Here is a 23,421-nt window from a genome sequence, read left to right as displayed (position 1 = left end):
TTAATCCTTGGTGACCCGGTTGACTTCTTCGAGGCTGGTCACGCCTTGCATGGCCTTGAACAGGGCCGAGGTGCGCAGGTCGTTGAAGCCGTCCTTGCGCATCTGCTTGGAGATATCCAGGGAGTTGCCGTCTTCCATGATAATGCGCTGCAATGCCGGCGTGTTTTTAACCACTTCATAAATACCGACGCGGCCCTTGTAGCCGCCCTTGCAGTTATCGCAACCCACCGGCCCGTAGATCTTGAACGTCCCGATCGCCTGCTCCGGGAAGCCTTCGCGCAGCAGGGCCTCGCGCGGGATATCGACGGCCTTCTTGCAGCTCGGGCAAAGCTTCCGCGCCAGTCGCTGGGCGATGATCAGGTTGACCGACGTCGCGATATTGAACGCCGGGACGCCCATGTTGCGCAGGCGTGTCAGGGTTTCCGCAGCGCTGTTGGTGTGCAGGGTCGACATCACCATATGGCCGGTCTGTGCGGCCTTGATGGCGATCTCAGCCGTTTCAAGATCGCGGATCTCGCCGACCATGATCACGTCCGGATCCTGGCGCAGGAAGGCGCGCAGGGCCTGCGCGAAGTCCATGCCCTGGCGCGGGTTGACGTTGACCTGGTTGATACCCTCGAGATTGATCTCGACCGGATCCTCGGCCGTGGAGATGTTCACATCCACGGTATTGAGGATGTTGAGGCCGGTGTAGAGCGATACGGTCTTGCCCGAGCCGGTCGGCCCGGTTACCAGGATCATGCCCTGCGGCTGGCTCAACGCAGCAAGATACAGCTCCTTCTGCTCGGGCTCGTAACCCAGCGCATCAATGCCCATCTGCGCACTGGTCGGATCGAGGATCCGCATCACGATCTTCTCGCCCCAGAGCGTCGGCAGTGTATTGACGCGAAAATCGATGGCCTTGGTCTTGGACAGCTTCATCTTGATGCGGCCGTCCTGCGGCTTGCGCCGCTCGGAAATATCCAGTCCAGCCATGACCTTGAGGCGCGCCGACAGGCGTGGCGCCAACTGGATCGGCGGCCGCGCCACCTCATGCAAAATGCCATCGGTACGAAAGCGAACCCGGTAGGCCTTTTCATAGGGTTCGAAGTGCAGGTCCGAAGAGCCCCCCTTGATGGCATCGAGCAGCATCTTGTTGACGAAACGCACCACCGGCGCATCGTCGGCGGCCTCGCCCGATTCCCCGGCAGCGCCCTGGTCGTCGCCGCCAGCCTCCACATCGACCCCGTCAAGATCGATATCGCCAAGATCACCCAACCCCGAGGCGGTGGATTCGTAGACCTGCTCGATCCACTTGCCGAGCTTGTCATCCTCGACCAGTACCGACTCGACACTGAGCCCCGTGCTGAACTGGATGTCGGTGATCGCCTGATGGTTGCCCGGATCGGAAAGCGCGACGAACAGCTTGTTGCCACGCTTGGCCAAGGCCAGGGCGCGGTGTTGCCGCGCCAGTTTTTCGGCCAGCAGGTCGGCGGGCAGCGAGGCCCTGTCCAGCGCCGAGAGATCGAGCAATGCGACGCCGAACTGATCGGATGCCAGCTCGGCCACGACCCGCCCGCCTGCCAGGCGGTTCTCCACCACATAAGTGACCAGGGGTGTCTTGTTGCGCAGCGCCTGCGTCTGCGCTTGCTGCGCTGTCTTCTCATCCAGCAGGCCGGCCATCACCATCTGCCTGGCCAGTCCGGAAAGGGGAACATGCTCGCTCATGGCGACCTCGCATCAATCGATGGGCGCCTTATAGCGCAGTTGCCCTGCGGAGCAAACATGGACGACACCAAGTGACGAAACAGGTCACTTATTGCCGCATGCACGTGTGTGGAAGTTACCCTCCTCTCGATCAGCCACCCCTCGTCTACACCGCAGCCACCTTCGAACTTCAGCACTGAGCACTTTATGCAGAGCGGACCGCACCGGAACTTTGCACCACATCACACCCCACACGCGCGATCTCACCCAAACACAAACCTGGCATGGCCTCTGCTATGTCATCCGCAGGCAAACGCCTAACCACTCAAGGAGATATAAATGAAAGCTCAGATGCAGAAGGGTTTTACTCTGATCGAACTGATGATCGTCGTGGCGATCATTGGCATTCTGGCCGCAGTAGCGCTGCCGGCTTACCAGGATTACACCGTTCGCGCCCGCGTTACCGAAGGTCTGAGCCTGGCTTCCGGCCTGAAAACGCTGGTAGCGGAAAACTACGCCAACGACACGACTTCCACTACGCTGTGCTCGGGCGCCAACCTCACTGCCCAGGGCCATGTCGCCACCATCACCTGCGATGACGCTTCCGGCGAAATTGAAGTAACCATGGACCCCACCGCTCGCAGCGTAGTCCTGACCCTGACTCCGACTCTCGTTGCTGACGCCCCGGTAGGCTGGGCCTGCGTAGGCTCCGACGCCACCCTGGTTCCGGCTGAGTGCCGCTAATCATAAGCGGCAAGGAATAACGTAGCTAAAGCTACGCCTTAGCAGTCAAACAAAACCCCGCCCTCGCTGCGGGGTTTTGTCTTTTGATTCCAAAGCAGGCGAAAGTCACCAGATCACTCACGGCGCCTGTTAGCGCGAGCTTGCGCTGCCGAGCATCCCCTTCCTCGCTGTAAACCAAACGCCCTTCAGTGACAGGGCGTTCTGGCCACCAACTCAACAGGACTCAGATCACTCCGCGCCCCCGCAGCAATTCCATGATCTGCTTGGCGCCCTCCTCGACCGAGCCCAGCTCCGTATCGACCACCAGATCCGCATCCAGCGGCACATCGTAGGGGAAGGACTCGCCCGGAATATTGTCGCCGCCCGCCGCGTACAACCCCTGCGGGTCACGCTGCCGGCAGGCCTGCGGGGAGGCCTGGACGTAGACGGTGATGAAGCGCTCGCTGCCGATCAGCGCCCTGGCCTGCTCGCGACCTTCGGCATCCGGGGCAACAAAAGCCGCCAGGGTGAGCAGGCCAGCCTCGTTGAACTGCTTGGCCACGTGCGCGGCGCGGCGCCAGTTCTCGGTGCGCCCGGCGCGGTCCTGCGGCAGGCCCTTGTTCAGGTCGTGGCGCAGGTTCTGGCCGTCGAGCACATAGACCGCGCGGCCCATGTCGAACAGCTTGCGCTCCACCGCGTAGGCCAGGGTGCTCTTGCCGGCGCCGGACAGGCCGGTGAACAGCACGGTCGCCGGCTGCTGGCCGAAGCGCGCCGCGCGCTCCTCGGTCGACACGTGCGCCAGCGCACCATGATGGCCGCCGGTGCCGTGGGCCACCGGCTCGGCGATGATCATGCCCGCGCCGACGGTGCCGTTGGTGAGCCGGTCGATGACGATGAACGCGCCGGTGGTGCGGTTCTGCGCGTAGCCGTCCAAGGCGATCGGCGCGTCCAGGCTCAGCTTGACCTTGCCGATCTCGTTGAGCTGCAGGCTGCTCGCCGCCCCCTTCTCCAGGGTGTTCACATCCACCTTGTGGGTGATGCTGGCGATCGAGCCCGGCACGTAGCTGGTGGCGCGCTTGATGTCGTACTTCTTGCCCGGCAGCATCGGCTCCTCGCCCATCCACACCAGCATCGCCTCGAAGCTGTCGGCGACCCGCGGACGGCTGTCGGCATGTACCAGCATGTCGCCGCGCGAGACGTCGATCTCGTCTTCCAGGGTCAGGGTGATGGCCTCGCCCGGGGTCGCCTGCTCCAGCTCGCCGTCGAAGGTGACGATGGATTTCACCCGGCTGGTCTTGCCCGAGGGCAGCACGGCGACTTCGTCGCCCTTGCGCACGATGCCGCTGGCCAGGGTGCCGGCGAAGCCGCGGAAATTCAGATTGGGGCGGTTGACGTACTGCACCGGGAAGCGCAGGTCGTCGAAATTGCGGTCGCCGGCGATTTCCACGCTCTCGAGGATTTCCATCAGCGACTGCCCCTCGTACCAGGGCGCGCGCTCGCTGCGATTGACCACGTTGTCGCCCTTGAGCGCCGACATCGGCACGAAGTGCAGCGACGACGGCTTGAGCTCGATGCGCTCGGCGAACGCCAGGTAGTCGGCCTTGATGCGCTCGAACACGGCCTGGTCGAACTCCATCAGGTCCATCTTGTTGACGGCCACGACGATGTGCTTGATGCCCAGCAGCGCGGCGATGTAGCTGTGCCGGCGGGTCTGGGTCTGCACGCCGTAGCGGGCATCGACCAGGATGATCGCCAGGTCGCAGGTGGACGCACCGGTCGCCATGTTGCGGGTGTACTGCTCGTGGCCCGGGGTGTCGGCGATGATGAACTTGCGCTTGGCGGTGGAGAAGTAGCGATAGGCCACATCGATGGTGATGCCCTGCTCGCGTTCGGCCTGCAGGCCGTCGACCAGCAGTGCCAGGTCGACCTCGTCGCCGGTGGTGCCGACCTTCTTCGAGTCGCGGGTGATGGCTTCCAGGTGATCCTCGTAGATCATCTTGGAGTCGTGCAGCAGGCGCCCGATCAGGGTGCTCTTGCCGTCGTCGACGTTGCCGCAGGTGAGGAAGCGCAACAGTTCCTTGCGTTCATGCTGGGCCAGGTAGGCGAGGATGTCCTGGCTGATCAGATCGGATTGATGACTCATGATGCGCAGTCCTTAGAAGTAGCCCTGACGTTTCTTTTCTTCCATCGAACCGGCCTGATCGTGGTCGATCACGCGGCCCTGGCGTTCGGAAGTGCGGGTCAGGAGCATCTCCTGGATGATTTCCGGCAGGGTGGTGGCGGTGGACTCCACGGCGCCGGTCAGCGGGTAGCAGCCGAGGGTGCGAAAGCGCACCATCTTCTTCTGGATGCCCGCCTTCTGCTCGGGCGTCAGGTGCTCGAGGATGCGCTCGTCGTCGATCATCACCAGGGCACCGTTGAGCTCGACCACCTCGCGCTCGGCGGCGAAGTACAGCGGCACGATCGGGATCTGCTCCAGGTAGATGTATTGCCAGATATCCAGCTCGGTCCAGTTGGACAGCGGGAACACGCGGATCGACTCGCCCTTCTTGACCTTGCCGTTGTAGACGTTCCACAGCTCGGGGCGCTGGTTCTTCGGGTCCCAGCGGTGCTTGCTGTCACGGAACGAGTAGACGCGCTCCTTGGCACGGGATTTTTCCTCGTCACGGCGCGCGCCACCGAAGGCGGCGTCGAAGCCGTACTTGTCCAGCGCCTGCTTGAGGCCCTCGGTCTTCATCACGTCGGTGTGCTTGGCACTGCCGTAGGTGAAGGGGTTCATGTCCTGGGCCACACCCTCGGGGTTGATGTGGGTGAGCAGATCCAGGCCGTATTCGCTGACCATCTTCTCGCGGAAGCGGTACATCTCCTGGAACTTCCAGCGCGTGTCGACGTGCAGCACCGGGAACGGCAGCTTGCCGGGGAAAAAGGCCTTGCGCGCCAGGTGCAGCATCACGGCCGAGTCCTTGCCGATCGAATAGAGCATGACCGGATTGTCGAACTCGGCGGCGACCTCGCGAATGATGTGGATGCTCTCGGCCTCGAGCTGTTTCAGATGCGTCAGTTTGTCGACCATGGCTACTCACGAAGGGCAATTGGACGGCCGGGCGGCCGTTTGGACGCGGCCACTCTATCACGAGGTAAAGCTCTATCAGAGCCCGCACTTAGACCTTAACGTTATAGTTTTATGCCTGTCCCGGCAGCGCTCAGACGGGGTTGTCGCAATCGACGAACAGGTGTTCGACGCCGAAGCGACGGGCCAGGTAATCGCCCAGCGCCTGCACGCCATAACGCTCGGTGGCGTGGTGCCCGGCGGCGAAGAAACTCAGGCCGTTCTCGCGGGCGACATGCACCGTCTGCTCCGAGACCTCGCCGGTGAGGTAGGCGTCGACCCCGGCGGCGACCGCCTGCTCGATATAGCCCTGGGCACCGCCGGTGCACCAGGCGACGCGCCGGATCGGCCGCTCGGCGTCGACCATCAACGGCTCGCGGCCAAGCGCCTTGTGGATGCGCTGCTTGAACACGGCGGGCGACAGCGGCTCGGCCAACCGCCCGTGGAGCACGATCGAGCGCGGGTCGTCCGGGTCCAGCGGCCCCTCGATCGGTAGGCCGAGCACCTGGCCGAGGCGCACGTTGTTGCCGACCTCGGGGTGCAGGTCCAGCGGCAGGTGATAGGCCAACAGGCTGATGTCGTTGGCCAGCAGGGTACGCAGGCGCCGCTGCTTCATGCCGACCACCCGCGCATCCTCGTTCTTCCAGAAATAACCATGGTGCACCAGCACCGCGTCGGCCTGCGCCTGCACGGCCGCATCCAGCAGGGCCTGGCTGGCCGTGACCCCGCTGACGATGCGCCGGACCTGCGCCCGTCCCTCGACCTGCAAGCCGTTGGGGCAGTAATCGGCGATACGCGCCGCATTCAGGTAGCGGTCGCATTCGGCGACCAGCGCTTGCAGGGAAACGGTCATGGGTACCTCGACAGGAGCGGCGCTATGCGCACGGCGCGTGCTGGCGGCGTGCGCATAGCTGCATTTCACGGAGAGCTTCGTATAATGCGGCCACCTTAAGGGGCGCCCTCTGCGCCCGCAACCTGTCCGGACCCTCCTGATGCTCAATGCCCTGCGTTTCTACGGCTGGCCACTGCTGGCCGGCGTACTGGTCGCCCTGTTGATCATCGAACGCTACCCGGCCCTGGTCGGGCGCAGCACGGAGAGCTTCACCCTGCAACGCCCGGTCCTCCCCGCTCCCGCCCCGGGGCCCAACTCCTACGCGGCAGCGGTGAGCGGTGCCGCGCCGGCGGTGGCCAACCTCTATACCACCAAGCTGGTCGACAAGGCCAAGCAGCAGCCGCTGGCCAAGGATCCGGTCTACCAGCGCTTCTTCGGCGACAGCCTGCCACGCCAGCGGCGCATGGAGTCGAGCCTGGGCTCGGCGGTAATCATGAGCCCGGAGGGCTACCTGCTGACCAACAACCATGTCACCGCCAACGCCGACCAGATCGTCGTGGCCCTGCGCGACGGCCGCGAGACGCTGGCCCGGCTGATCGGCAGCGACCCGGAAACCGACCTCGCGGTCCTCAAGATCGACCTGCCTGAACTGCCGGTGATCAGCGTCGGCCATTCGGACAGCATCCGCATCGGCGACGTCACCCTCGCCATCGGCAACCCCTTCGGCGTCGGCCAGACCGTGACCATGGGCATCATCAGCGCCACCGGCCGCAACCAGCTGGGCCTGAACACCTACGAGGACTTCATCCAGACCGATGCGGCGATCAACCGCGGCAACTCCGGCGGCGCGCTGATCGACGCCCAGGGCAACCTGATCGGCATCAACACGGCGATCATTTCCGAGTCCGGCGGTTCGCAGGGCATCGGTTTCGCCATCCCGGTGAAGCTGGCGCTGGAGGTGATGAAGTCGATCATCGACCACGGCCAGGTGATCCGCGGCTGGCTGGGCGTCGAGGTGCAGTCGCTGACCCAGGAGCTGGCCGAATCCTTTGGCCAGAGCGGGCGCCCGGGCATCGTCGTCGCCGGTGTCTATCGCGACGGCCCGGCCGAACGCGCCGGGTTGCAGCCGGGCGACCTGATCCTCAGCATCGCCGGCGAGCAGGCCAGCGACGGGCGCTCGTCGATGAACCAGGTGGCACGCACGCGCCCCGGTGACAAGATCGATATCGACATCCTGCGCAACGGCAAGCCGCTGACGCTGACCGCCGAGGTCGGCATGCGCCCGCCGCCCGCACCGACCGCCGAGTGACGCCACAGGCCCGCCGCGATGGCGGGCCGCTGGCACCTCAGGCCAGCGCCGCACCCAAAGCGTCAAGCAACGCCTGGTTCTGCTCGGGCGCGCCGATGGTGATGCGCAGGAACTGCTCGATGCGCGGCTGGCGGAAGTGCCGCACGATCACGCCCTGTTCGCGCAGGCGCGCGGCCAGCTGCGCGGCGTCGTGCGCGGCATGCCGGGCGAAGACGAAGTTGGCGGCCGACGGCAGCACCTCGAAGCCCAGCGCAGCCAGGCTGGCGACCAGCGCCTCGCGGCTGTCGATGACGCGCCGGCAGGTCTGCTCGAAATAGGCGCGATCCTCGAATGCCGCCGCCGCGCCGGCCAGGGCGATGCGGTCCAGCGGGTAGGAGTTGAAGCTGTTCTTGATCCGCTCCAGCGCCTCGATCAGCTCCGGATGCCCCACTGCCAGGCCGACCCGCAGCCCCGCCAGCGAGCGCGACTTGGACAGCGTCTGGGTGACCAGCAGATTCGGATAGCGATCGACCAGCGCAATGGCGCTCTGGCCGCCGAAGTCGACGTAGGCCTCATCCACCAGCACCACCGAGTCCGGATTGGCGGCAAGCAGGCGCTCGATGGCCTCGAGCGGCAGCAGACGGCCGGTCGGCGCGTTCGGATTGGGGAAGATGATCCCGCCGTTCGGCCGGCGGTAGTCGTCCACCTCGATCTGGAACTGCTCGTCCAGCGCAACGGTTTGGTAGTCAATGCCGTACAGGCCGCAGTAAACGGGGTAGAAGCTGTAGGTCACGTCGGGGAACAGCAGCGGGCGGCCGTGCTGGAACAGCCCGTGGAAGGCATGCGCCAGCACCTCGTCAGAGCCGTTGCCGACGAATACCTGGGCCGCACTGACGCCGTAATAGTCGGCCACCGCCTGCTTCAAGCGCTCGCCGTTGGGATCGGGATACAGGCGCAGCTCGTCGCCGATGGCCGCCTGCATCGCCTCGATGGCCCGCGGCGACGGACCATAGGGGTTCTCGTTGGTATTGAGCTTGACCAGCCGGCTCAGCTTCGGCTGCTCGCCCGGCACGTAGGGCACCAGGTCCTTGACGAAGGGGCTCCAGAACTTGCTCATGCCCTTCTCTCCTCGAATTTGGTTTGCGCAGGGGTGGAAACCGCGCAGCGTTCTCCACCAGGTGACGCCCGGGTGGAAAAGGCCTGCGGCCGTTTTCCACCCTACGGCTTACTTGATCCGGTACTCGGCGCTGCGTGCGTGGGCGGTCAGCGATTCGCCCCGCGCCAGCACCGAGGCGATCCGGCCCAGCTGCGACGCGCCGTTGGCCGAGCAGTGGATGATCGACGAGCGCTTCTGGAAGTCGTACACGCCCAGCGGCGAGGAAAAGCGCGCGGTCCCGGAGGTCGGCAGCACGTGGTTGGGGCCTGCGCAGTAGTCGCCCAGCGCCTCGGCGGTATAGCGGCCCATGAAGATGGCCCCGGCGTGACGGATCTGCGGCAGGTACTGCTGTGGATCTTCCACCGACAGCTCGAGGTGCTCGGGCGCGATGCGGTTGGCGACCTCGATGGCCTGGTCCATGTCGGCCACCTGGATCAGCGCCCCGCGCCCGGCCAGCGAGGTGCGCGCGATTTCCGCGCGCTCCAGGGTCGGCAGCAGGCGCGCGATGCTCTCGGCGACACGCTCGAGGAAGTCCGCATCCGGGCTGACCAGGATCGACTGCGCATCCTCGTCGTGCTCGGCCTGGGAAAACAGGTCCATGGCGATCCAGTCCGGATCGGTCTTGCCATCGCAGACCACGAGGATCTCCGACGGGCCGGCGATCATGTCGATGCCGACCTTGCCGAACACATGGCGCTTGGCGGTGGCCACGTAGATGTTGCCGGGACCGACGATCTTGTCCACCGGCGGCACGCTCTCGGTGCCGTAGGCCAGCGCCGCCACCGCCTGGGCGCCGCCGATGCAGAACACCCGGTCGACACCGGCGATGGCCGCGGCCGCGAGCACCAGCTCGTTGACCTCGCCGCGCGGCGTCGGCACGACCATGACCACCTCGGGCACGCCGGCGACCTTGGCCGGAATCGCGTTCATCAGCACCGACGAAGGATAGGCGGCCTTGCCGCCCGGCACGTAGAGGCCGGCGCGATCCAGCGGGGTGACCTTCTGCCCGAGCACGGTGCCATCAGCCTCGGTATAGGTCCAGGAGTCCTGTTTCTGCCGCTCGTGGTAGCTGCGCACGCGCTCGGCCGCGGCCTCCAGCGCGCTGCGCTGCTCGGCGGAAATGCGCTCGAGGGCCAGCTCGAGGCGCTCGCGCGGCAGGATGAGGTCGGCCATGGCGGCCACCTCGAGGTTGTCGAAGCGACGGGTGAACTCGACCAGCGCCGCATCGCCGCGCTCGCGCACGGCCTGGATGATCTCCAGTACACGCCCGTTCACCGCGTCGTCGGATACGCTTTCCCAGCTCAGCAGATGGTCCATCTGCCGGGCAAAGTCGGGATCGGCAGCGTTGAGTCGACGCACAGCGGGGGAAGCGGTCATGACGGGCCTCGCGGTTGGCTAGCAATGAAACGGCTTGGAGTCTTCGGTCGGAATGAGCCGCCAGGGACAGCGACCTGGCGGCCGGACGCCGCAGCTTGCGGGCCGACCCTGCAGGACGCCTAGAGTACCAAGGAGGCCCGGACGGCGCCCGCGCTTTTCGGCTATGGGTCGGATAGCCGAATGCGGCGTAAGACGTTAGGCGTGGTGTCGCCCGACGGCGGCCTGCAGGGCCTCGATCAGTGCCTGGATGCGCGCATGCTGCATCTTCATCGAGGCCTTGTTGACCACCAGGCGCGAACTGATGGTGGCGATGAGCTCCTGCGGTTCCAGGCCGTTGGCGCGCAGCGTGTTGCCGGTGTCCACCACATCGATGATCTTGTCGGCCAGGCCGACCAGCGGCGCCAGCTCCATCGAGCCGTAGAGCTTGATGATCTCGACCTGGCGCCCCTGCTGGGCGTAGTAGCGCTTGGCGACGTTGACGAACTTGGTGGCGACGCGCAGCCGCCCCTTGGGCTCGGGCGCGCCGATCCGCCCGGCGGTCATCAGCTTGCAGTTGGCGATCTTCAGGTCCAGCGGCTCGTACAAGCCCTGGCCGCCGTACTCCATGAGCACGTCCTTGCCGGCCACGCCGAGGTCCGCGGCGCCGTGCTCGACGTAGGTCGGTACGTCGGTGGCACGCACGATCAGCAGGCGCACGTCATCCTGGGTGGTCGGGATGATCAGCTTGCGGCTCTTGTCCGGATTCTCGGTCGGTACGATGCCTGCCTCGGCCAGCAGCGGCAGGGTATCGTCGAGGATGCGGCCTTTGGACAGGGCGATGGTGAGCATGGAGCGTTTTCCTTGAATGGCAACGGCCAGCCTCGAAGGGCGACCACATGACCAAGTGCGATCTCGCGAGCTAGCGTCATGCAAGGCGCAACGACCAACGAGAGTAACAGCCAAAGGCTGGCCCGAAGAGCGAGCGTCAGCGAGTCAAACAGGCGAGGACGCGGAGTTTACTAGCTGTAAATGAGCATTCCGAGCCTGTTTTTAACGCAGCAGATCGCTATCAACCGGGAACGCGGCGAATCTTCGCCCCCAGCAGCTGCAGCTTCTCTTCGATGCACTCGTAGCCACGGTCGATGTGGTAGATGCGGTCGATCAGCGTGTCGCCTTCGGCCACCAGGCCGGCGATCACCAGGCTGGCCGAGGCACGCAGGTCGGTCGCCATGACCGGAGCGCCCTTGAGCCGCTCGACCCCGGTAACGATGGCGGTGTTGCCTTCGACCAGGATCTGCGCGCCCATGCGGTTCATCTCGTAGACGTGCATGAAGCGGTTCTCGAACACCGTCTCGATCACCGTGCCGGTACCCTCGGCAATGGCATTGAGGGCGATGAACTGCGCCTGCATGTCGGTGGGGAAGGCCGGGTACGGCGCGGTGCGCACGTTGACCGCCTTCGGCCGCTTGCCCTTCATGTCCAGCTCGATCCAGTTGCTACCGGTGTCGATGTGGGCACCGGCCTCGACCAGCTTGTGCAGCACGGCCTCGAGCAGCGTCGCGTCGGTATCCTTCAGGCGCACGCGCCCGCCGGTGGCGGCGGCGGCGACCAGGTAGGTGCCGGTCTCGATGCGGTCGGGCATCACGCTGTAGCGCCCGCCGCCCAGGCGCTTGACGCCATCGATGACGATGGTGTCGGTGCCAGCGCCGGACACCTTGGCGCCCATGGCGTTGAGGAAGTTGGCCAGGTCGACCACCTCCGGCTCGCGTGCGGCGTTTTCCAGCACGCTGCGGCCGTTGGCCAGCGCGGCGGCCATCATGATGTTCTCGGTGCCGGTCACGCTGACCGTATCGAACAGGAAGCGCGCGCCCTGCAGCCCGCCGGCCGGCGCCTTGGCCTTGATATAGCCGCCCTCGACCTCGATCTTCGCGCCCATCGCCTCGAGGCCGCGGATGTGCAGATCCACCGGGCGGGAGCCGATGGCGCAGCCGCCGGGCAGCGCCACCTCAGCCTCGCCGAAGCGCGCGACCATCGGACCGAGCACGAGGATCGAGGCGCGCATGGTCTTGACCAGCTCGTAGGGCGCGACCAGGGTCTTGATGCTGCTGGCATCGACCTCGACGGAGAGCTTCTCGTCGATGACCGGCTGCACGCCCATGCGGCCGAACAGCTCGATCATGGTAGTGATGTCGTGCAGGTGCGGCAGGTTGCACACGGTCACCGGCGTATCGGCCAGCAGGGTCGCGGCAAGGATCGGCAAGGCGGAGTTCTTCGCCCCGGAAATGCGGATTTCGCCGTCGAGACGCACGCCGCCGGTAATGATCAGTTTATCCATCGATATTCCGTAGCCCGCAGGCTTGAGACCCCGTCGAAAGGCGCCACCGCTGCTCGCGGAGCGCCGAAGCTAGCTGTTCGGTTGCCGCCGCACTCAGGCGCGGGCAGCCCAGTCGGTGCGACTGAAGAACTTCATGGTGACGGCATGGATGCTGCCGTCGGCGATCCAGGGATTGAGATGCGCGTAGATCTGTTGCTGACGCTTGACCGGACCGAGCGCGGCCAGCTCATCGCTGATGACGTTCAGCTGGAAGTTGCAGCCTTCGCCTTCGACTTCCACCTGGGCTCCCGGAAGCTTCGCTTCCAGGAAATTCTTCACTTCTAGGGCCTGCATGTTCAACCTCGATCGGCGCGAAGGCGCACGGGCCGGCCATCATACAAAAAACCCCCGGAGCTGCGAACCCCGCCCGGCGGCCGGGCAGCCGATCAGTCGACCGCGTCGCCCTGCCCCGCCTGCAGCGACGGTCGCTGCGCCTGCCGGGCGCCATCGGGCTGCGGCGCCGGGAAGCGCGACGAGGCGTAGCGCACCACCAGCACCGCCAGGGCGAGCAGCAGGATCGCGCCGGACACATAGACCACGCCCATATCCGGCCGGTGATGATGGGAGACATCGGAGATCAGCAGGCGGGTCAGCGCCGTGATCGCCACGTAGATGAGGAAGCGAACCGGCATGTGGTTGGTCTTGAAGTAGATCCCCACCATCGCGCCGAGCTCGAGATAGATGAACAGCAGCAGGATGTCGTCGACCGACGCGCTGCCCTTGGCGACCATCTCGAGGAAGGCCATCAGCGCCGCCCAGGCGGTGGCCGCGCCGATGGCGAACAGCGCCAGGTAGTGGAACGCCTCGACCAGCAGGTTGCCCAGCGCCTCGGCAAGCAGGTGCAGACGTTCGCGCATCCGTTCGGCCCAGTTCAGCTTCATCGCCCGTCCCTTCGCTCAGTCCCGCTCGGCGAGCGGCAGAATGTCTTCCAGCCCGGAGACCCTGGCGATCTTCGCCATGTCTTCCGGCAACCCGGCCACGCGCAGCGTGCGACCGCGCGCCCGGGCATCGCGCATGAACGACAGCAGCAGCGACAAGCCCACGCTGGTGGATTTCTCCACGCCCGAGCAGTCGACCAGCAGCTCGCCGGCACCTGCACCGATCAGCGCCCGGCCGCTCTCGCGCAAGCCAGGGCCGCTGCGATGGTCGAGCACGCCGACCAGACGCAGCTCGCCGGCCGCGCCCTGCTCGATCCGCGCTTCACTCATCACCGGCCGCCTGCTGCCCGGCGGGCGTGTCCTTGGCGCGCGCGACCACCTCGGCCCAGCCGTCGATGGTCCTGTCCAGGTCGCCGCCGTTCTTCTGCATCGAGTCGGCGAACTGGTCACGGAACAGCTTGCCGATGTTGATGCCGTTGATGATCACGTTGCGCACCCGCCACTCGCCCTGGTTCACCATGGTGTAGGACACCGGGTAGATCTCGCCCTGGCGACCGACGACCTCCATGCCGACGCTGGCACGCTTGTCGTCCTGCTTGCCGGAGGGCGGCAGTACGCGGATTTGCTGGTTGTTGTACTCCAGCAGGGCGTTGCCATAGAACTGCATGAGGCTGCGCTTGAAGTTCTCCTGGAAGCGGCTCATCTGCTCCGGAGTGGCGCTGCGGGCATACTTGACGGTCATGATGCTGCGCGAGATGCCCTCGGCATCGACCACCGGGCCGAGGATGTCGTTCAGCGCATCGTAGAAGGCCGAGGGATCGCTGCGATAGCGCTCCTTGTTGGCCTGCAGGTCGGCCAGCAGCTTGTCGGTGGTCTGCTGGATGACCTGGTGGGGGCTGGCGGCCGCCTGACCGACCAGCGGCAGGACGGCCAGCAGCACCAGCAACCCGCGACACAGAAGTCTCAACATGGCGCGCACTCCTTTATTCCTTGTTTACCGAATTGAGCAGGAACTTGCCGATCAGGTCCTCGAGCACCAGCGACGACTGGGTATCGCGGATGGTATCGCCGTTGCCGAGCACCTCCTCCTCGCCCCCCACGCTGATCCCGATGTACTTCTCGCCAAGCAGGCCTGCCGTGAGGATCGATGCAGTGGAGTCGACCGGCAGGATGTTCACATCGTTCTGGATCTCCAGCGTCACCCGACCAGTGTAGGTGTCGCGGTCCAGGTCGATCGCCGTGACCTTGCCGATCGTCACGCCGGCCATGGTCACCTTAGAACGCACCGTCAGCCCGGCGATATTGTCGAAGTAGGCGTACAGCTTGTAGGTATCGGCGTTGCTCACGCTCAGCCCGCTGACCCGCAGCGACAGCAGCAACAGCGCCAGCAGACCGCCGAGCAGGAACAGCCCGACACCCATTTCCAGTGTGCGGATACGCATCAGAAATCTCCAAACATCAATGCGGTCAGAATGAAATCCAGCCCGAGGACGGCCAGCGAGGCGTAGACGACGGTGCGCGTGGTAGCGCGGCTGATGCCCTCGGAGGTCGGCTCGCAGTCGTAGCCCTGGAACACCGCGATCCAGGTCACCACCAGGGCGAACACCAGGCTCTTGACGATCCCGTTGAACACATCGGAATGGAAATCGACGCTGTTCTGCATGTTCGCCCAGAACGAGCCTTCATAGACGCCCAGCCAGTCGACGGCGACCATCGCACCGCCCCAGATCCCGACGACGTTGAAGATCAGCGTCAGCAGCGGCAACGAAATGAAGCCGGCCCACAGTCGCGGCGCGATGATGTACTTGAGCGGGTCGACGCCGATCATCTCCAGGCTGGAGAGCTGCTCGGTGGACTTCATGTTGCCGATCTCGGCGGTCAGCGCCGAGCCGGCGCGACCGGCGAACAGCAGCGCGGTGACCACCGGCCCGAGCTCACGCAGCAGAGTCAGGGCGATCATCTGCCCCACCGCCTGCTCCGAACCGTAGTTGGTGAGGATGTTGTAGCCCTGCAGCGCCAGCACCATGCCGATGAAGATGCCGGACACCACGACGATCGCCAGCGACAGCACGCCGACGAAGTACAGCTGGCGGACCAGCAGGTTGAAGCCGTTGCGCAACTCACTGCGCCCGAACAGGGCATGCACGAGGAACAGGGTCGAGCGACCCAGCGCGGCCACCACATCGAGGCCGGCGCGGCCGAGCAGGCGGATCCGCTCGGTGATCGAACGCTTACGCATCGGCACCTCCCAGCAGATCGTCGACATAGGCCGGGGCGGGGAAATGGAACGGCACCGGACCGTCAGCCGCGCCCTGCATGAACTGGCGGATGCGCGGGTTGTCCGATTCCATCAGCTCGCCCGGCACGCCGTGGCCGAGCACCTGCCCGTCGCCGATGACATAGATGTAGTCGGCGATGCTCGCGGTCTCGGCCAGGTCGTGGGAGACGACGATGCTGGTGATGCCCAGCGCATCGTTGAGCAGGCGGATCAGGCGCACCAGCACGCCCATGGCGATCGGGTCCTGGCCGGCGAACGGCTCGTCGTACATGAGGATCTGCGGGTCCAGGGCGATGGCGCGGGCCAGCGCGACCCGGCGCTTCATGCCGCCGGACAGCTCGTCGGGCATCAGCTCGACGGCGCCGCGCAGGCCGACGGCCTGCAGCTTCATCAGCACGATGTCGCGAATCATCTCCTCCGGCAGGCGGGTGTGCACGCGCAGCGGGAAGGCGACGTTCTCGAACACGTCCAGATCGGTGAACAGGGCGCCGCTCTGGAACAGCACGCCCATCTGCTTGCGCATGTCGAACAGCTCGGAGCGCGACAGCGAAGGCAGGTTCTGCCCGGCGACCCAGACCTCGCCGGCCGTGGGCATCAGTTGCGCGGCCACCAGCCGCAGCAGGGTGGTCTTGCCGCAGCCGGACGGCCCCATGATGGCCGTGACCTTGCCGCGCGGGATGGCGATGTCGACGTTATCGAAAATGGCCCTTTCGCCGCGCGTGAAGGTCACCCCCTTCAATTCCACGGCGTAGGCGTTGCTGGCGCTCATCTGGTCTCCTTGCGAACCATCCGACATGCATCAGACGGCCCCCGATCGATCGGGGTTACGTTGGGCGCTGACCCTTTTGGCGGCGCGCACTATAGCACCGCCCCCAGCCCACCCCAACACGCCAGCCAGAGCCGAGCGCTGCAAGGGCCAGCTTGGCGCCGGCCAGGCATGGCTTCTGCACCCATGACTTTTCCGATGAGCCCAGGCGCAATTCCCGGTATAATCCGCGGCTTTTCATTCGCCCTCGCCTACGACCATGCCCAAGCCAGCCCGCCTGATCGAAACCGCCCTGCGGACCATCTCCATGGAAATCGAAGCGGTCGAGCAGCTCAAAGAGCGCATCGACGAGCGCTTCGAGCGCGCCTGCCAGCTGATCCTCGCCTGCAAGGGGCGCGTGGTGGTGGTCGGCATGGGCAAGTCGGGCCACATCGGCAACAAGATCGCCGCCACGCTGGCAAGCACCGGCACCGCGGCCTTCTTCGTCCACCCCGCCGAAGCCAGCCATGGCGACATGGGCATGATCACCCGCGACGACCTGGTGCTGGCGCTGTCCAACTCCGGCACCACCAGCGAGATCGTCACCCTGCTGCCGCTGATCAAGCGCCTGGGCATCACCCTCATCAGCATGACCGGCAACCCGGACTCGGTGCTGGCCAAGGCCGCGGCGGTGAACCTCGACGCCAGCGTCGCGGTGGAAGCCTGCCCGCTGAACCTGGCGCCGACCTCCTCCACCACCGCCAGCCTGGTGCTCGGCGATGCCCTGGCCATCGCCCTGCTCGAGGCGCGCGGCTTCACCGCCGAGGACTTCGCCTTCTCCCACCCCGGTGGCGCCCTGGGCCGGCGCCTGCTGCTCAAGGTCGAGCATGTCATGCACAGCGGCGAGCGCCTGCCAGGCGTATCGCGCGGCACGCCGCTGCGCGATGCCCTGCTGGAGATGACGCAGAAGGGCCTGGGCATGACCGTGGTGCTGGAGCCCGACGGCCGCCTGGCCGGCATCTTCACCGACGGCGACCTGCGCCGCACCCTGGACAAGGGCATCGACTTCCAGCAGGCGCGGATCGAGCAGGTGATGACCGTGCACGGCAAGACCGCGACACCCGACATGCTCGCCGCCGAGGCGCTGAAGATCATGGAGGATCACAAGATCAACGCCCTGGTGGTGGTCGACGAGCAGGACCGCCCGGTCGGCGCACTGAACATGCACGACCTGCTGCGCGCGGGGGTGCTGTGATGCACACCGAACTGCTCGAACGCGCGCGCAACGTGCGCCTGGCCATCTTCGACGTCGACGGCGTGCTGACCGACGGCCGCCTGTACTTCCTCACCGATGGCAGCGAATTCAAGACCTTCAACACCCTGGATGGCCACGGCATCAAGATGCTGATCAACTCCGGCGTGCGCACCGCAATCATCAGCGGGCGCAAGACCCCGGTGGTCGAGCGCCGCGCGCAGAACCTTGGCATCCAGCACCTCTACCAGGGCCGCGAGGACAAGCTGGTAGTGCTCGACGAACTGCTCGCCGAACTCGAGCTGAACTATGCTCAGGTCGCCTATCTGGGCGACGATCTGCCGGATCTGCCGGTGATTCGCCGCGTCGGCCTCGGCATGGCGGTAGCCAGCGCCGATGCCTTCGTCCGCCAGCATGCCCACGGAGTTACCCGCGCTCGCGGCGGCGAGGGCGCCGCTCGCGAGTTCTGCGAGCTGATCCTCGAAGCCCAGGGCAACCTCGAAGCGGCCCAGGCCGCCTACCTCTGAGGACACCACGATGCTGCGCAAGCTTCGCTTCCCCTTGCTGCTGGGGTTGATCGCCGCCCTGCTGGTGGCGGTGGGCTACTGGAACATCCGCCCCGAGAGCTTCATGCAGGAGCCGCCGCAGGCGGCCACCGCCGAGCCCGACGTGGACTTCTACGTGGTCAATGCCCGCACCGTGCAGTTCCAGCCCGACGGCAAGCGCCACTACGAGTTGCGCAGCGAGCGGATGGAGCATCTCAAGGCCAGCGACACCAGCCTGCTCACCCGCCCGGACTTGCTGGCCTACCGCGGCAGCGAACTGCCCTGGCATGTCAGCAGCGAGCGCGGCGAGGTCTCGCCCGGCGGCGAGCAGGTCGAGCTGATCGACAAGGTGGTGGTCGAGCGCACCGATGCCAAGGGCCGCCCCACCGTGGTGACCAGCAGCCGCATGACGGTCTGGCCGGAGAAGGATTACGCCGAGACCCGCCAAGCCGTTAGAATCGTCGCCGCCAACGGCGTCACCACCGCGACCGGAATGAAAGCGTACCTGGATGACGGCAGGATGCTCCTGCTGTCCAACGTAAGAGGCCAGCATGAGCTGCGTTAAGACTCTCCCCCTCCTGCTCGGTTTGAGCGCCTTCCTGCTCGGCAGCAGCGCCTGGGCACTTCCCGAGGATCGCGACCAGCCGATTCGCGTGCAGGCCGACTCCGCCGAGCTGGACGACCGCCAGGGCGTCGCGGTCTATCGCGGCGACGTGGTCATCACCCAGGGCAGCATGAAGATCACCGGCGACACCGTGACCATCACCCAGAACGACAGCGGCGATGTCGAGGTCTTCACCTCCATCGGCAAGCCGGCCTACTACGAGCAGAAGCCGGCGGTGGACAAGGAAATCGTCAAGGCCTACGGCCTGACCATCCAGTACTTCGCGGCCAACGAGCGCATCGTGCTCATCGACCAGGCGAAGGTCGTCCAGGAAGGCAACACCTTCGAAGGCGAGAAGATCGTCTACGACACCCGCCGCCAGATCGTCAACGCCGGCCGCGCCACCAATGCCGACGTGACCACGCCGCGCCCGCGCGTGGACATGGTCATCCAGCCGCGCAAGAAGGACCAGCCCGCGGAGCAGGCCCAATAATGGCGGCTCTCAAGGCACAGCACCTGGCCAAGAGCTACAAGAGCCGCCAGGTGGTCCGCGATGTCAGCCTGTCCATCGAGAGCGGGCAGATCGTCGGCCTGCTCGGCCCCAACGGCGCCGGCAAGACCACCTGCTTCTACATGATCGTCGGCCTGGTCGGTGCCGACCAGGGCCGCGTGCTGATCGACCAGCAGGACGTCACCCACCTGCCGATGCATGGCCGTGCGCGTGCCGGCATCGGCTACCTGCCGCAGGAGGCCTCGATCTTCCGCAAGCTGACGGTGGCCGACAACATCATGGCCATCCTCGAGACCCGCAAGGACCTCGACCGCGCCGGCCGCCAGCAGGCACTCGAGGCGCTGCTGCAGGAATTCCACATCAGCCACATTCGCGACAGCCTGGGCATGAGCCTGTCCGGCGGTGAACGCCGCCGGGTGGAAATCGCCCGTGCGCTGGCCACCGCGCCGAAGTTCATCCTGCTGGACGAGCCCTTCGCCGGCGTCGACCCGATCTCGGTCGGCGATATCAAGCAGATCATCCATCACCTGAAGAACAAGGGCATCGGCGTACTGATCACCGATCACAACGTGCGCGAGACCCTCGACATCTGCGAAACCGCCTACATCGTGAACGATGGCCAGCTGATCGCCGAAGGTGACGCGCAAACCATCCTCGCCAACCAGCTGGTCAAGGAAGTCTACCTGGGCCACGAATTCAGGCTTTGAGCGTTTCTTTCAGCCAAATCGACAATCAGGCCTAGGCAAGGGCTTCGAAGGCAGGCATATAATTTGCTTTCCCCGAGGCGCCCGCGGCGCCCGCGATCAGGAACGGGCGCGCAGGCGCCGGCATCAAAGGTTAGAAGTCCTCTGCCATGAAACCATCGCTAGTCCTGAAGATGGGCCAGCAGCTGACCATGACCCCTCAGCTGCAACAGGCCATTCGATTGCTCCAGCTCTCCACGCTGGATCTGCAGCAGGAAATTCAGGAAGCCCTGGATTCCAATCCGATGCTCGAACGCGAGGAGGACGGCGACGACTACGACGGCGCCGACCCCATGGCCGAGGCCAGCGAATCCACCAGCGCCAGCGCCGAAGGCGAACAGCGCCAGCTCGACAACCACTACGAGGAAAGCAGCCACTCGAGCGACAGCCTCGACGAGAACGAGTGGAGCGAGCGCATCCCCAGCGAGCTGCCGGTGGACACCGCCTGGGAAGACGTCTACCAGACCAGCGCCAGCAGCCTGCCGGCCAGCGACGATGACGAGTGGGACTTCACCACCCGCACGCCCACCGGCCTCAGTCTGCAGGCGCACCTGCTCTGGCAGCTGAACCTGACGCCCATGAGCGACACCGATCGCCTGATCGCCACCTCGATCATCGACGGCATCAACGACCAGGGCTATCTCGAGGAGAGCCTGGACGACATCCTCGCCTCGATCGACCCGGAACTGGGCATCGAACTGGACGAGGTGCAGGTCGTGCTGCACCGCATCCAGCAGTTCGAGCCGGCCGGCATCGGCGCGCGCGATTTGCGCGAATGCCTGCTGCTGCAGCTGCGCCAGCTACCGGCTAATACTCCCTGGCTCACCGAGGCCCAGCGCCTGGTGGGCGACTATCTCGACGTGCTCGGCAATCGCGACTACAGCGCGCTGATGCGCCGCATGAAGCTCAAGGAAGACGAACTGCGCCAGGTCATCGAGCTGGTGCAGTCGCTCAATCCGCGCCCCGGCTCGCAGATCGAGGCCAGCGAGCCGGAATATGTCGTCCCGGACGTGATCGTGCGCAAGCACAACGGACGCTGGCTGGTCGAACTCAACCAGGAAGCGATGCCGCGCCTGCGGGTCAATCCGCAGTACGCCGGCTTCGTCAAGCGTGCCGACACCAGCGCCGACAACACCTTCATGCGCAACCAGCTGCAGGAAGCGCGCTGGTTCATCAAGAGCCTGCAGAGCCGCAACGAGACGCTGATGAAGGTGGCGACCCAGATCGTCGAGCACCAGCGCGGCTTCCTCGAGCACGGCGAGGAGGCGATGAAGCCCCTGGTGCTGCACGACATCGCCGAAGCGGTAGGCATGCACGAATCGACCATCTCGCGGGTCACCACGCAGAAATACATGCACACCCCGCGCGGGATTTACGAACTGAAATATTTCTTCTCCAGCCACGTGAGCACCGCCGAAGGAGGCGAATGCTCGTCCACGGCAATCCGCGCGATCATCAAGAAACTGGTGGCCGCGGAAAACCCGAAAAAGCCGTTGAGCGACAGCAAGATCGCTGGTTTACTGGAAGCACAAGGCATCCAGGTAGCACGCCGTACCGTGGCGAAGTATCGGGAATCGCTGGGCATCGCGCCGTCGAGCGAACGCAAGGGTCTGTAGGCGAACACGGCGAGCTCGGAAGGTTTCGATGGCAGACCGGTGTGTCTGCCTCTTCTGCAGAAGGCAACAAGGAGAAGCAGTATGCAAATCAATATCAGCGGTCTTCATCTGGAAGTGACCGATGCCCTGCGCAACTATGTCGAGGAGAAGTTCGAGCGGCTGTCCCGCCATTTCGACCGCATCATCAGCGTCCAGGTGTTCCTGCAGGTAGAGAAGCTCAAGCAGAAAGCCGAAGGCACGCTGCACATCGCCGGCCGCGAAGTGGTAGCCAACTCCGAACACGAAGACATGTACGCCGCCATCGACCTCTTGGTCGACAAGCTTGATCGCCAGCTGATCAAGCACAAGGAAAAACAGCTCGACCATTCCCAAGGTGTCGTTGCCCGCTGACCGACATGATCCGACTCGAAAACATCCTGACCCCCGGACGTTCCCTGGTGAACGTCCCGGGCGGCAGCAAGAAGCGCGTACTGGAGCAGATCGCCCGGGTCATCGCCCAGGACCTGCCCGACCTCGAATCCCAAGCCATCTTCGAAAGCCTGGTCGCCCGCGAGAAGCTCGGCTCCACGGGCTTCGGCAACGGCATCGCCATCCCCCACTGCCGCATGGTCGGCTGCAGCGCGCCGGTCAGTGCGGTGCTGCGCCTGGAGTCGCCGGTGGACTTCGATGCCATCGACGGCGAGCCGGTCGACCTGCTGTTCGTGCTGCTGGTACCCCAGGCCGCCACCGACGAGCACCTCGAACTGCTCCGCCAGATCGCCAGCATGCTCGACCGCGAGGACGTGCGGGCACGGCTGCGCCAGGCCTCTACCAGCGAGAACCTCTACCAGGTAGTGGTCGACGTTCAGAACGGGCACTGAATGCGCCTGATCATCGTCAGCGGTCGATCCGGTTCGGGCAAGAGCACGGCGCTGGACGTGCTCGAGGACAACGGTTTCTACTGCATCGACAACCTGCCGGCGGGCCTGCTGCCCGAGCTCGCCGAGCGCGCCCTGTTGCACACCGAGCTGCTGCAGCCGCAGGCTGCCGTATCGATCGATGCACGCAACCTGCCGAGCCAGCTCAAGCGCTTCCCCGAGCTGCTGCAGGAAGTCCGCGCGCGGCATATCCAGTGCGACGTGCTCTACCTCGACGCCGACGACGACACCCTGCTCAAGCGCTTCTCCGAGACCCGTCGCCGGCATCCGCTGACCAACGAGACCCGCTCGCTGGCCGAGGCGATCCGTGACGAGGAACAGCTGCTCGCAGCCATCGCCGACCACGCCGACCTGAAGATCGACACCACGCACCTGAATCTCTACCAGCTGCGCGACACCCTGAAGCTGCGCCTGCTGAACAAGCCGGAGCCGGGCACGGCGTTCCTCATCGAGTCGTTCGGCTTCAAGCGCGGCATGCCGGTGGACGCCGACCTGGTGTTCGACGTGCGCTGCCTGCCCAACCCCTACTGGAAAGCCGAGTTGCGCGACTTCTCCGGCCTCGACCAGCCGGTTATCGACTACCTGGCGGCGCAGCCCGACGTCGAGGAGCTGTTCCAGGACATCCACGCCTACCTGAGCAAATGGCTGCCGCGCTTCGCTGCCAGCAACCGCGCCTACGTCACGGTGGCGATCGGCTGCACCGGCGGTCATCATCGCTCGGTCTACCTGGCCGAGCGCCTCGGGCAGGCCCTGCGCGAACCGCTCAAGAATCTGCAGGTTCGCCACCGCGACCTCTAGGAACCTCCAG

26 protein-coding genes are annotated in these 23,421 nt (G+C 65.4%); 11 read left to right on the top strand and 15 right to left on the bottom strand.

Annotated features, from left to right (window positions below; translation table 11 throughout):
* The gene (pilB, locus tag L3N39_RS16945) at positions 1-1,707 is read right to left on the bottom strand and encodes a type IV-A pilus assembly ATPase PilB (protein ID WP_237258594.1); all 1,707 of its coding nucleotides are present in this window, start codon (positions 1,705-1,707) and stop codon (positions 1-3) included.
* 318 nt (positions 1,708-2,025) lie between these two features.
* Between pilB and L3N39_RS16935 the strand changes: the two genes are divergently transcribed.
* The gene (locus L3N39_RS16935; protein WP_284691952.1) at positions 2,026-2,430 is read left to right on the top strand and encodes a pilin; all 405 of its coding nucleotides are present in this window, start codon (positions 2,026-2,028) and stop codon (positions 2,428-2,430) included.
* Positions 2,431-2,653: 223 nt separating this feature from the next.
* On the opposite strand, the gene cysN is transcribed toward L3N39_RS16935, so the two are convergent.
* The 3 genes from cysN to L3N39_RS16920 form a co-directional block, all read right to left on the bottom strand.
* A complete protein-coding gene (gene cysN, locus L3N39_RS16930) occupies positions 2,654-4,552 on the bottom strand; it encodes a sulfate adenylyltransferase subunit CysN (protein WP_237258593.1) in 1,899 nt (632 codons plus the stop codon).
* A 12-nt stretch (positions 4,553-4,564) separates the two neighbouring features.
* Positions 4,565-5,482, bottom strand: a complete 918-nt coding sequence (gene cysD, locus L3N39_RS16925) for a sulfate adenylyltransferase subunit CysD (protein ID WP_237258592.1) — start codon at positions 5,480-5,482, stop codon at positions 4,565-4,567.
* A gap of 130 nt (positions 5,483-5,612) precedes the next feature.
* Positions 5,613-6,371 (bottom strand): Nif3-like dinuclear metal center hexameric protein, encoded by a 759-nt coding sequence (locus L3N39_RS16920; protein WP_237258591.1) that lies wholly within the window; start codon positions 6,369-6,371, stop codon positions 5,613-5,615.
* Between the two features lie 139 nt (positions 6,372-6,510).
* On the opposite strand from L3N39_RS16920, the gene algW reads away from it, so the two are divergent.
* Positions 6,511-7,659: a Do family serine endopeptidase AlgW gene (gene algW, locus L3N39_RS16915; RefSeq protein ID WP_237258590.1), complete on the top strand. Its 1,149-nt coding sequence runs from the start codon at positions 6,511-6,513 to the stop codon at positions 7,657-7,659.
* A 37-nt stretch (positions 7,660-7,696) separates the two neighbouring features.
* Here algW and hisC read toward each other — a convergent pair whose 3' ends face one another.
* From hisC to L3N39_RS16860, 11 genes are all read right to left on the bottom strand, one after another.
* Positions 7,697-8,755, bottom strand: a complete 1,059-nt coding sequence (gene hisC, locus L3N39_RS16910) for a histidinol-phosphate transaminase (RefSeq protein WP_237258589.1) — start codon at positions 8,753-8,755, stop codon at positions 7,697-7,699.
* A 108-nt stretch (positions 8,756-8,863) separates the two neighbouring features.
* Positions 8,864-10,171, bottom strand: a complete 1,308-nt coding sequence (hisD, locus tag L3N39_RS16905) for a histidinol dehydrogenase (protein ID WP_237258588.1) — start codon at positions 10,169-10,171, stop codon at positions 8,864-8,866.
* A 195-nt stretch (positions 10,172-10,366) separates the two neighbouring features.
* The gene (hisG, locus tag L3N39_RS16900) at positions 10,367-10,999 is read right to left on the bottom strand and encodes an ATP phosphoribosyltransferase (protein ID WP_237258587.1); all 633 of its coding nucleotides are present in this window, start codon (positions 10,997-10,999) and stop codon (positions 10,367-10,369) included.
* 220 nt (positions 11,000-11,219) lie between these two features.
* Complete coding sequence (murA, locus tag L3N39_RS16895) at positions 11,220-12,485, bottom strand: UDP-N-acetylglucosamine 1-carboxyvinyltransferase (protein WP_237258586.1); 1,266 nt, start codon at positions 12,483-12,485, stop codon at positions 11,220-11,222.
* 93 nt (positions 12,486-12,578) lie between these two features.
* Positions 12,579-12,818: a BolA family protein gene (locus tag L3N39_RS16890; RefSeq protein ID WP_237258585.1), complete on the bottom strand. Its 240-nt coding sequence runs from the start codon at positions 12,816-12,818 to the stop codon at positions 12,579-12,581.
* Between the two features lie 92 nt (positions 12,819-12,910).
* Complete coding sequence (locus L3N39_RS16885; protein WP_237258584.1) at positions 12,911-13,405, bottom strand: phosphate-starvation-inducible protein PsiE; 495 nt, start codon at positions 13,403-13,405, stop codon at positions 12,911-12,913.
* 15 nt (positions 13,406-13,420) lie between these two features.
* Complete coding sequence (locus L3N39_RS16880; protein ID WP_237258583.1) at positions 13,421-13,732, bottom strand: STAS domain-containing protein; 312 nt, start codon at positions 13,730-13,732, stop codon at positions 13,421-13,423.
* The gene (locus tag L3N39_RS16875; protein ID WP_237258582.1) at positions 13,725-14,372 is read right to left on the bottom strand and encodes an MlaC/ttg2D family ABC transporter substrate-binding protein; all 648 of its coding nucleotides are present in this window, start codon (positions 14,370-14,372) and stop codon (positions 13,725-13,727) included. The genes L3N39_RS16880 and L3N39_RS16875 overlap by 8 nt, the downstream gene beginning before the upstream one ends.
* Positions 14,373-14,385: 13 nt before the next feature.
* Positions 14,386-14,844 carry an outer membrane lipid asymmetry maintenance protein MlaD gene (gene mlaD, locus L3N39_RS16870; protein WP_237258581.1) on the bottom strand — a complete coding sequence of 153 codons (459 nt, stop codon included), beginning with the start codon at positions 14,842-14,844 and terminating at the stop codon, positions 14,386-14,388.
* Positions 14,844-15,641, bottom strand: a complete 798-nt coding sequence (mlaE, locus tag L3N39_RS16865) for a lipid asymmetry maintenance ABC transporter permease subunit MlaE (RefSeq protein ID WP_237258580.1) — start codon at positions 15,639-15,641, stop codon at positions 14,844-14,846. The genes mlaD and mlaE overlap by 1 nt, the downstream gene beginning before the upstream one ends.
* Positions 15,634-16,449, bottom strand: coding sequence for an ATP-binding cassette domain-containing protein (locus tag L3N39_RS16860; protein WP_237258579.1), 816 nt, complete (start codon positions 16,447-16,449; stop codon positions 15,634-15,636). Before L3N39_RS16860 ends, mlaE begins: the two co-directional genes overlap by 8 nt.
* A 256-nt stretch (positions 16,450-16,705) precedes the next feature.
* Between L3N39_RS16860 and L3N39_RS16855 the strand changes: the two genes are divergently transcribed.
* The 9 genes from L3N39_RS16855 to rapZ all read left to right on the top strand — a co-directional run bounded on the left by L3N39_RS16855 (position 16,706) and on the right by rapZ (position 23,411).
* The gene (locus tag L3N39_RS16855) at positions 16,706-17,680 is read left to right on the top strand and encodes a KpsF/GutQ family sugar-phosphate isomerase (RefSeq protein ID WP_237258578.1); all 975 of its coding nucleotides are present in this window, start codon (positions 16,706-16,708) and stop codon (positions 17,678-17,680) included.
* Positions 17,680-18,204: a 3-deoxy-manno-octulosonate-8-phosphatase KdsC gene (gene kdsC / locus L3N39_RS16850; protein WP_237258577.1), complete on the top strand. Its 525-nt coding sequence runs from the start codon at positions 17,680-17,682 to the stop codon at positions 18,202-18,204. Before L3N39_RS16855 ends, kdsC begins: the two co-directional genes overlap by 1 nt.
* A 10-nt stretch (positions 18,205-18,214) precedes the next feature.
* Positions 18,215-18,787: an LPS export ABC transporter periplasmic protein LptC gene (gene lptC / locus L3N39_RS16845; RefSeq protein WP_237258576.1), complete on the top strand. Its 573-nt coding sequence runs from the start codon at positions 18,215-18,217 to the stop codon at positions 18,785-18,787.
* Positions 18,774-19,319, top strand: a complete 546-nt coding sequence (gene lptA / locus L3N39_RS16840) for a lipopolysaccharide transport periplasmic protein LptA (protein ID WP_237258575.1) — start codon at positions 18,774-18,776, stop codon at positions 19,317-19,319. The genes lptC and lptA overlap by 14 nt, the downstream gene beginning before the upstream one ends.
* Positions 19,319-20,044 carry an LPS export ABC transporter ATP-binding protein gene (gene lptB, locus L3N39_RS16835; RefSeq protein ID WP_237258574.1) on the top strand — a complete coding sequence of 242 codons (726 nt, stop codon included), beginning with the start codon at positions 19,319-19,321 and terminating at the stop codon, positions 20,042-20,044. The genes lptA and lptB overlap by 1 nt, the downstream gene beginning before the upstream one ends.
* A gap of 146 nt (positions 20,045-20,190) precedes the next feature.
* Entirely contained in the window at positions 20,191-21,696 is a 1,506-nt protein-coding gene (locus L3N39_RS16830) for an RNA polymerase factor sigma-54 (protein ID WP_237258573.1), read from the top strand.
* Positions 21,697-21,777: 81 nt separating this feature from the next.
* Entirely contained in the window at positions 21,778-22,086 is a 309-nt protein-coding gene (hpf, locus tag L3N39_RS16825; RefSeq protein ID WP_237258572.1) for a ribosome hibernation-promoting factor, HPF/YfiA family, read from the top strand.
* 5 nt (positions 22,087-22,091) lie between these two features.
* Positions 22,092-22,556 carry a PTS IIA-like nitrogen regulatory protein PtsN gene (gene ptsN / locus L3N39_RS16820; protein WP_237258571.1) on the top strand — a complete coding sequence of 155 codons (465 nt, stop codon included), beginning with the start codon at positions 22,092-22,094 and terminating at the stop codon, positions 22,554-22,556.
* Positions 22,557-23,411: an RNase adapter RapZ gene (rapZ, locus tag L3N39_RS16815; protein ID WP_237258570.1), complete on the top strand. Its 855-nt coding sequence runs from the start codon at positions 22,557-22,559 to the stop codon at positions 23,409-23,411. It abuts the gene before it with no gap.
* Positions 23,412-23,421: the final 10 nt, after the last annotated feature.

It is taken from the genome of Pseudomonas oligotrophica (genome assembly GCF_021726475.1).
GTDB lineage: Bacteria > Pseudomonadota > Gammaproteobacteria > Pseudomonadales > Pseudomonadaceae > Stutzerimonas > Stutzerimonas oligotrophica.
This window is presented reverse-complemented; position numbering and strand designations above follow the sequence as displayed.